The 8,035-nt window shown below is 57.8% G+C and carries 6 protein-coding genes and 6 pseudogenes; 6 read left to right on the top strand and 6 right to left on the bottom strand.

The annotated features are described in order from the left end of the window. Both XI09_RS03650 and XI09_RS03645 read left to right on the top strand, forming a co-directional pair. A pseudogene (locus tag XI09_RS03650) lies at positions 1–399 on the top strand (transposase); the annotation flags it as partial. A 201-nt stretch (positions 400–600) separates the two neighbouring features. Beyond that, positions 601–867 (top strand): annotated as a pseudogene (locus tag XI09_RS03645) (transposase); the annotation flags it as partial. 238 nt (positions 868–1,105) lie between these two features. Here XI09_RS03645 and XI09_RS03640 read toward each other — a convergent pair. The 3 genes and pseudogenes from XI09_RS03640 to XI09_RS45945 all read right to left on the bottom strand — a co-directional run. Next, positions 1,106–1,306, bottom strand: a pseudogene (locus tag XI09_RS03640) (IS110 family transposase); the annotation flags it as partial. A gap of 9 nt (positions 1,307–1,315) precedes the next feature. Beyond that, positions 1,316–2,076, bottom strand: a protein-coding gene (locus XI09_RS03635) for an IS5 family transposase (protein WP_271565697.1) whose coding sequence is annotated in 2 segments (ribosomal slippage) — positions 1,316–1,737 and positions 1,737–2,076 — 762 coding nt in all. Because the reading frame shifts where the segments join, the coding sequence is not laid out codon by codon here. 66 nt (positions 2,077–2,142) lie between these two features. Next, positions 2,143–2,965 (bottom strand): annotated as a pseudogene (locus XI09_RS45945) (IS110 family transposase); the annotation flags it as partial. A 92-nt stretch (positions 2,966–3,057) separates the two neighbouring features. Here XI09_RS45945 and XI09_RS03615 point away from each other — a divergent pair. After that, positions 3,058–3,254: pseudogene (locus tag XI09_RS03615) on the top strand (integrase core domain-containing protein); the annotation flags it as partial. Between the two features lie 885 nt (positions 3,255–4,139). Here the strand turns inward: XI09_RS03615 and XI09_RS03610 are convergent. Then, on the bottom strand, positions 4,140–4,397 hold the full coding sequence (locus tag XI09_RS03610; RefSeq protein ID WP_271565694.1) for a hypothetical protein: 258 nt from the start codon (positions 4,395–4,397) through the stop codon (positions 4,140–4,142). 135 nt (positions 4,398–4,532) lie between these two features. After that, the gene (locus XI09_RS03605) at positions 4,533–4,766 is read right to left on the bottom strand and encodes a hypothetical protein (RefSeq protein ID WP_271565693.1); all 234 of its coding nucleotides are present in this window, start codon (positions 4,764–4,766) and stop codon (positions 4,533–4,535) included. Between the two features lie 1,245 nt (positions 4,767–6,011). On the opposite strand from XI09_RS03605, the gene XI09_RS03600 reads away from it, so the two are divergent. After that, positions 6,012–6,278 (top strand): hypothetical protein, encoded by a 267-nt coding sequence (locus tag XI09_RS03600; RefSeq protein ID WP_271565692.1) that lies wholly within the window; start codon positions 6,012–6,014, stop codon positions 6,276–6,278. Positions 6,279–6,374: 96 nt separating this feature from the next. Here XI09_RS03600 and XI09_RS03595 read toward each other — a convergent pair. Then, positions 6,375–7,083, bottom strand: a pseudogene (locus XI09_RS03595) (isocitrate lyase/phosphoenolpyruvate mutase family protein); the annotation flags it as partial. 75 nt (positions 7,084–7,158) lie between these two features. On the opposite strand from XI09_RS03595, the gene tnpA reads away from it, so the two are divergent. Both tnpA and tnpB read left to right on the top strand, forming a co-directional pair. Beyond that, on the top strand, positions 7,159–7,605 hold the full coding sequence (gene tnpA / locus XI09_RS03590) for an IS66-like element accessory protein TnpA (RefSeq protein WP_442869520.1): 447 nt from the start codon (positions 7,159–7,161) through the stop codon (positions 7,603–7,605). Further along, complete coding sequence (gene tnpB, locus XI09_RS03585) at positions 7,602–7,952, top strand: IS66 family insertion sequence element accessory protein TnpB (protein ID WP_038379303.1); 351 nt, start codon at positions 7,602–7,604, stop codon at positions 7,950–7,952. The genes tnpA and tnpB overlap by 4 nt, the downstream gene beginning before the upstream one ends. The last annotated feature ends 83 nt before the right edge of the window (positions 7,953–8,035 follow it).

Here is an 8,035-nt window from a genome sequence, read left to right as displayed (position 1 = left end):
GACCCGGCTTGTCGGCTCTTGATGACGATGCCAGGGATCGGCCCGGTCTCTGCGTTGACCTTCCGCTCCACTGTGGACGATCCAGGCGATTCCTGCATTCCCAATCTGTCGGCGCCTATCTCGGGTTGACGCCCCGGCGATACCAATCTGGCGAGGTTGATCGGGTGGGACGGATCACAAAAGTCGGAGATGGAGAGACGCGCACAGCCCTGTTCGAAGCTGCCAAACGTCGTTCTCAGGCCATCAACCCGATGGTCTCCGATGAAGGCCTGGGCGGTGCGTGTTGCCCACCGGCAAGGAAGCAAGCGTGCGAAGATCGCGGTGGCCAGAAAGATGGCTGTCGTCCTTCACCGAATGTGGGTTGATGGAACCGAATTCCGATGGGCGGCGGTGGCGTAAGGACGCCATCGTCATCCCAAGAGACGCCCGTGGCGGGGCGTGGGGATGGTCGAGTTCGTATGATCTGTCGTGGCGTCCGCCCTCCAGGTCGGGTGACTACGCCGAAGAGCTTGAACCGACCATTCAACCGAATCCCATCGTGTGGCGGCTTTGCCGACCACGAACAGAAGCAAGGTACCCGCGGCACGCGCTCTTAAGGGATTGACAGAAGCAGACCGAATACAGAAGCAGATTATCGCGGTATTGAAGGAGCATGAGGCTGGGGCGAAGACAGCCGACCTGGCTCGCAAGCACGGTGTTTCCGAGGCGACGATCTACAATTGGAAGGGCAAATTCGGCGGCATGGACGTTCCGAAGCGAAGCGGCTGAGGGCCGGCCTTGGAGGAGGAGAACGCGAAGCTGAAGAAGCTTCTGGCCGAGCAGATGCTCGATGCGGCCGCCCTTCGCGAGCTTCTTTCAAAAAATGTATGGTCCGCCCCGTCCGTGCAAGGGTTCGTAACAGAAAAATGACGCTTCCAGTTCCATAAATGTATCCGGCCTCTCGCGAGTGGACTGCGGTTGCAGCCAGGCCATGATGAGATCCGCGCACGCCGTTCCCAATAAATGGTTCGGGCACGGAGCCCGCTTTTTTGCACAGGGCTTACGGCATATTGATCCACTGTTTCGTCATCACTGTTCCCGAGCCTTGCAATCGAAGCCAGAAGCGTCAGGTGAAAGCAGGATCTCTGCGTTCGTAGAGAGCTCCTGGCTTTTTCAAGACCACCCAGACAATGCGGGCCATCTTGGCCTCTAGGGCGACAATGGCCTTGTTCGGATGCATCCGAGACTGGAGCCCGTCGAGCCAGTATCCTAGGCGATCGCGCGTCCGGTCCAAATGCCGGAAGCAAGATCGCGTGCCATGCACTAGGGTTCAGACTCAATTGAGCCAATATGCGACGAGAGCGGCGAGATGAACAGCGGCCAAAAAATTACGGGCGAGCTTGTCATATCGCGTGGCGATGCGCCGGAAGTCCTTGAGCCTGCAAAAGCAGCGTTCGATGACATTTCGTCCTTTGTAGGCGCGTTTGTTGAAGCGATGGATGACGACACGGTTAGATTTATTGGGGATTACAGGCTTGGCGCCGCGAAGAATGATTTCGCCGCGAAGCTTGTCGCCATCATACCCTTTGTCGGCGAGGAGCACGCTCATGGGTGGCGCGAGCGCCAGGACATCGTGAGCCGCAGTGATATCAGCATCCTGGCCTGGAGTCAGATGCAGGACGACCGGCCGGCAGAGCGGATCGCTCAGCGCATGGATTTTTGTCGTGCGGCCTCCGCGCGAGCGGCCGATTGCTTGATTGTGCTCCCCCCTTTTCCGCCGGAGGCACACCGGTGAGCTTTAATCGAGGTCGAGTCGAGCGACAGTACGACGCCGTCTTCGCCAGGCTTGGCCAGCGCTTCGAAGATTGCGCACCATCGTCCTCGCTTGGCCCAGCGATTGAAGCGATTGTAGATCGTCGTGTAAGGGCCGTATTCACGTGGACAATCACGCCATCGTGCACCCGATTGCAGCATGTGAATGATGCCGCTGACGATGCGTCGGTCGTCGTCCCGATCCGGCCCCGTCAGTCCCCTCGGCAGGTGCGGTTCGATAAGCGCCCATTGCCTGTCGTTCAGCCAAAACAAACCAGCGCGCATTCTCTCGCCCCCGAATCAACACGTAGGCAAGAGAATCACGTGGCGCTATTTAGGTACAGACCCTAAAAGTTTTCTCACATAACGGTTGCCGCGTTTGCTGACGCCAAGCAACGTCTGTTTTCCGCTGGTCGAGTATTGCCTGGGTACTAACCCCAGCCAGGCAGCAAGGTCGCGGGCCTTGCGAAACTGCAGCCCATCACCGATCGCGGCAAGTACAGCGGTCGCACCCAATGTCGGCGTGTGACGTCCTCTCGATCGGCGACCGCTTCGATCTCCTGTGTCACTTCGCGGATGCGTTCTTCGAGGCGGCGGAGATCAGCGAAAAGATCGCCCACCAGGCGACGCATCACTGGTGACAAATCGTTTTCTTCGTCATTCAAAGCGCGCGGCAACTCGAGTTTGAATATTCCAGCACCCTGACGCAAAGGTACGCTGTACTCGAGGCAGAAAGCCCGTCTGATTGATCAGGCGTGTCCTCGAGCCGACCATCTGCTCACGGATCCGATGTAGCGCTTGAAGACACTTGGTCCTCCTCCTTCACGGCGACGAAGCGCATTGTCGGTCGCGTCGCGGCCTCAGCGATCGCCTCAGCGTCGATGATATCGTTCTTGTTTGACTTCACGTAGGGCTTCACGAATTGCGCGGGGATCAAGCGCACCTTGTGACCTAGTGTCTTTATCTTCCGGGCGAGCCACTGTGAACCGGCGCAGGATTCCATGCCAACTATGCTTGGTTGTGCGCGAGCAAAGAACTGAAGAAGGGTCTCCCGTCGAAAGCGAGCTTTCTGAACAGGTGTGTCGTCGCAGCTTAGGCCAACGACGTGGAACAGGTTCTTGCGAATGTCGATTCCATAGACAGCCGCAGGTCGCGGCAAATTGCGATGGGCCATGATACTCTCCTCTTTTGATCTGAGCTTCCTATAATGAGGGAGGAGGACGGGGCGGACCATCTCATTAATGGTAGGGCCCGCCGCCAAGCGCGGTGGCCAACTGGGTCGGTGACTACAATCTCCAGCGTCCCCACTCGTCGCTGAAATACCTGACCCCGCGGCCTACGCCGCCCACCTCACTGCAACGGACGATCGGCTGCGCAACCCCGACCAGCTCCGCCGATCGTCCGTTGCTCTATCCGCGCCACTTGGTGTACAAAACCTCAAGACTCTAACTGCCGCCGGATGAAAATGCAGTGGCAGGTCACCTTCTTGCAAAGACGAGCCACCCATCGGAAAAAAGAGCGAGCGATCTCGGGATGCGCGCTTGGAACCACAGCATAGGCGCGATACTGCATGCCACTTGGAGCACGTGAGCCTGGGATGACTTGCAAAGTGCCCCCGCGCACCAGATCACTGACGAGTTTCCGGTGCGACAAGAAGGCATTTTCCTGTCATGAGGGCCGGCAGAGCAACATAGTTGTGATCATAGTGCGCCGCCGCTCGTATGTCGTTTGAGGACAGGTTCATGGGCCTCAGCGACGTGACATTCCGTATGAGGTTGAGCGAACGCTCGAGGGCTCTCTGCTTGCCATCAGATGTGACGGCCCGACGCATACCTGCTCCTCATTGTAGATCTCCCAACTGTCGGCGGGTTCGATGATGGACACGTCGCCTGTGATCAAAATATGAAATCATCCGAAGATATCGGCGGCGAGAGTGAGCTCGCGAAGTGCACCCCGCCCGCCTCAGACGAGAACGCTTGCAGATTTGGAATCAGAATAGAGAAAGCAAAACGCGGCAGTGATGTGCGAACGACAATCCGATTGGTGGCTGCGGGCGCCCGCCGCCGCATTCTCCTGGCGGTGAAGCCAACCGTCTCAAGCGGTTCAGAGACTGCGCTAGCGAATAGCCTTCCAAACTCGGTCAAATCACCGCGCCGCCCACGCGAAGGAGCATCACGCGCGCCGCCAGCAGCCTGGGAACGATGAAGGGCTCGGTCAGCCGCTGTTTGTAAAACTGCGTGGGAGCGCGCATTGATGCTTGTCTAGTACCGCACAAGATCTCTTCAACAGCTCGGTGCTGTCAGGGGGGAGTAGGCATTTTGCGGCGTGACCGCTTCGGAGCGGTCTGGCTATTGACGCCCGACGCCGGGCGGCGCGTCCGGTGCTTGCTTTAACTTCACAAATCCGGGCCCCGCCAATTTGCGGCGCTCGCTAGCGTTCGATTTACGCTCTCTTTTTGGTCGAAGCTCGCCGTGTGTCGAGCGCAAACAGCCATAGTCTTGATAGAACATGAAGAAAAGCACCCGGCCGGCTTTTACCGGGCTCACCTCTGAAGCAATCAACATTCGTTGCTTCGTGAACAAAAGGCCTGAGCTGCCGGTGCTCATCAGAGTATCATCACGCCAGTGTTGGACAATGCCGCAGCTCAAAATCGATCATCGTGGGACGTTATCGTGACATAGCTGATTTGATTGCCGTCAAGGGGCAGTGGTCAACGCATGAGCCTACGCTCTTCACGTGATTCATCCTCTGGTCCGAAATTCGAGTTCGATCTTATGCGTCACCTCGATGATGCTCTCTGGATGGCGGCCATTCTCGACAAGGGCGTATTTCAAGGCTTGGGCGCGGCTGACAAAAAGACCACCAAAGGAGCCGCTTTTTTCCCGCGCAATCCAGTTACCGCGTCGGTTCCTGCCAATAAAGACAATGGGCGGTACCGAGCCGTGTGAAGGGGTCTCCAAGATCTGAGGCATCATGTATCATCCGTGACTTGGTGATTAGCTCCACCAGTCCATGACTGGCTGCCAACTGGTGATCGGGATTGTGACGCTGTCGTGCATGATGGCCATCTAGACGTGGGTGGCGTCAAATATTGTTCCTCTGTCGGCCGGCAATAAGTTGTGGCTCTGATCGCCAGCGCCTAAGGAATAGAACAGACCTGAACCGAGTTCTCCTACCAGTTCTGGAATCAAATGGCTCCGGAGATTACGAGTATGCCTGAGTACTTTGCTCTGCCGCTGCTTCAGGCCAGCGACGCTACCGATGCCAGGGGCCTAAGGGCGTACAGTGCATCTGGACGCTCTCAGACGGGAATTGATCGAGCGAATCGTTCGAAGACTATCCGCATCTTCCCGTATTCGGTTTGCGATCTTTTCCGGTTCGTCCTTCTGCTGCCTTTCGCTTCGCCATGGAAGGGCGAGCGTGCTTCGGAATGAATTCAGTCGTGGGAACGGATGTCGTTAGCGCTGCCGGCAAGCCCGAGGACAACGTATCCGGTAAGTGCATGGGTGGCCCTACCGGAGAAACCTACAACCTCGCCAATGCTGATATACTTCGACATCAAGCGCTCACGCTCAAATCGTCGAACTGGTAAAGCTCGGCAAGCGCGAGAGAAACGATGCGATCCCTCAGGCTTGTTGGACTCGCTACAGTGGTGTTTCTCACACGTTTTGGGGAGCCGAAAAGCAGTGCCCGACTCAATCTCAACCAAGTGGCACGAGTTCTGATCCACTTCCTGCCGGCGCGGCTGACATTGCCGGCTAGGACCACGTTTCGGGTCATCGTTAAGGGGGCAAAGGAGGAGCGAAGCCGCATGACGGTGCTTGGTCAATCGCGTGCTGTTTGATGGTAGGCATGACCAAGTCCATGGCCTCCGACGCTATGGGCAAGTTCTTGTCCAGCTCGGGAAGAGGATATCGAAGACAAACGTCAGCCGCCGCTTTCTTCAGGCTGCGGGTAGTTCCTAGCAGGTTCCGGGGTTTCTGCGCGCCGGGGTGTGTCTGAGCTAGGTTACGTCAGCAATGTGAGCCGCCTCGGCTTCTCCCCAAAGCGGTACTGGAAGCGCTTGCATAAGCTTGGATATTCATTGCGATGGTACGCCGCATGATGGCCCCGCCGCAGGTCAACCGTTTCGCCCTCTCGGCGTTTGACCGATCATTAATTGCACTGCAGTGCGTACCTCCTACGGCGGATGCAGTCCAGCGTGATCTGTGCTCGCCGCAATGGAAGCTTATGCTCGAAGCTTTGCCATTATGAATGAACTGGTGAAAGCGTTTGGCCGAAAAGTGGTTGCGCTCACCGATGCCGAATGGGACATCGTGACCGCTGGAAGTGCTGCAGCAGTGAGCGAGGAGGTTGCTGCTTGCGTTGCCGGCAACGATCCAGAAAAGATGCTCAAGCTTCCGCTGCAAGGCGAGAAAACCGTGGTGGTGGCGTCTGATCGGCGGATGGCTTACGAGCACGTAATTCGAGCAGTCGGTTGTATGTAAGCCCGTTAGGTGACACTGGAGCGGGCCTACGAGAGGTGGGGCGCACGAACAGGTATTGAGGAAAGCAAGCTCAGGTGTCAATCCTGCTGTCCTGAGCTATCGGGGATGCAGATATTGCTGTTCGGCCAAGACGAGTTCGTCATACCTCGGAGTTCAAAAATCTCGTTGAGCGGTGCAATATCAGATTCAATGCTGGCAACGCTCTCCTCAGCTGCGATACTATCACAGACGCGTCGCATTGCAGCTGCCGCAGCTCGCATGGAGTGATTGGCCCAAACGACCGTGGAGATCCGCGCATCGCGATAGGCGGAGACTGGCGTTCGATAGTATGTCGTCGGAACGATCACGACAGGAAGCCGGGTCCGCCACTCGGTGACGAACGAAAGAATCTCGTCCGCGGTACGTTTTCGCGAGTGAATCAAGACAGCATCGGCTCCTGCGTCCGCATAGGCATGAGCACGCAAGATGGCATCGTTCAATCCGTGACCGGCGATCAGCGCTTCGATCCTGGCCACAAGAAGAAGGTGTTCCGCGACCGTATCTTTCACAGCCCGCAGACGCCCGGAGAATTCATCGATATCGGCGAGAGGATGCCGCTCACCAATGAGCGAGTTCATCTTCGGGAAGCTGCTGTCCTCAAGCGAGACGCCCGCCGCGCCAGCCTGGCAAAGCTTGCGTGCAAGGAGACGGGCATTGTTGAAATTGCCGAAGCCCCATCCCCGTCAACGAGCACCGGTAGCTCAGTCGTATCCACGATGCGTTCGACGCTCTCGACGAGCTGACTCCATGAAGCTTCGTGAGCGTCATCTGGCGACCACGCACTGAGGGTTGATCTAGTCGGCTAGGAAGATCTCGTGGAGAGGTTTGTCACGAGGTCACCATGTCAAGAGCGAGTTGTAAGGATGGCGATAAGGATAGGCATACGCCTATCCTTGAGGACGGCTCCGACACGCTGCGGCGCGTCGAGATCATCACGGGGACCGGCCGACGACGGCGCTGGTCGACCGATGCGAAAGCGGCGATTGTCGCGGAGAGTTTTGCGCCGGGTGCAAGCGTGTCCGCGGTGGCGCGGCGACACGACATCAGCCCGAGCCTGTTGTTTCTTTGGCGTCGTCAGACAACGCGGGCGAAGCTCGAGGAGCATGGAGGCATGCCATCAGGCTTTGTGCCGGTCGCAATCACCGACTGTGGAGGCAAATTGCCGCTATGCGAGGAGCAGGGAGCGATTGAGATCGAGGTCGGCGCAGTTCGCATCCGTGTCATGGGAACGGTCGACCGGCGAGCACTCTGCGAGGTGCTTGCGGCAGTCGGGACGGTCGGCCGATGATCGGGCCCCGCGCTGGGTTATCGATCTGGATCGCGACGCAGCCGGTCGATTTCCGTCGCGGCATGGACTCGCTGGCGATGCTGGTAAGCGAGGCGTTTGGAGCCGATCCGTTCGACGGCGGGCTGTGGGTGTTTCGATCCAAGCGCCGAGATCGCGTGAAGATCCTGACCTGGGACGGAAGTGGCCTTGTTCTCTACTACAAGAGAATCGAAGGGCAGTTCAGCTGGCCTCCGATCAAGGAAGGCGTCATGCCGCTATCTCATGCTCAGCTCTCGGTGCTGCTCGACGGCTCGGACTGGAAGCGTGTGCCGATGCGGGTTGTGGATCAACCAACACGAGCTGGTTGATCATCATCAAGAGTCGTTCGTCATTCATGCAGAGCTGTAGTAGAACGCGCTGCATGATTGATTTGCCTTCCGATCGAGCATTG

Source organism: Bradyrhizobium sp. CCBAU 11386, assembly GCF_028128955.1.
Classification (GTDB): domain Bacteria; phylum Pseudomonadota; class Alphaproteobacteria; order Rhizobiales; family Xanthobacteraceae; genus Bradyrhizobium.
Note: the sequence above shows the minus strand (reverse complement) of the source record. Positions and strands in the feature narration are given on the sequence as shown.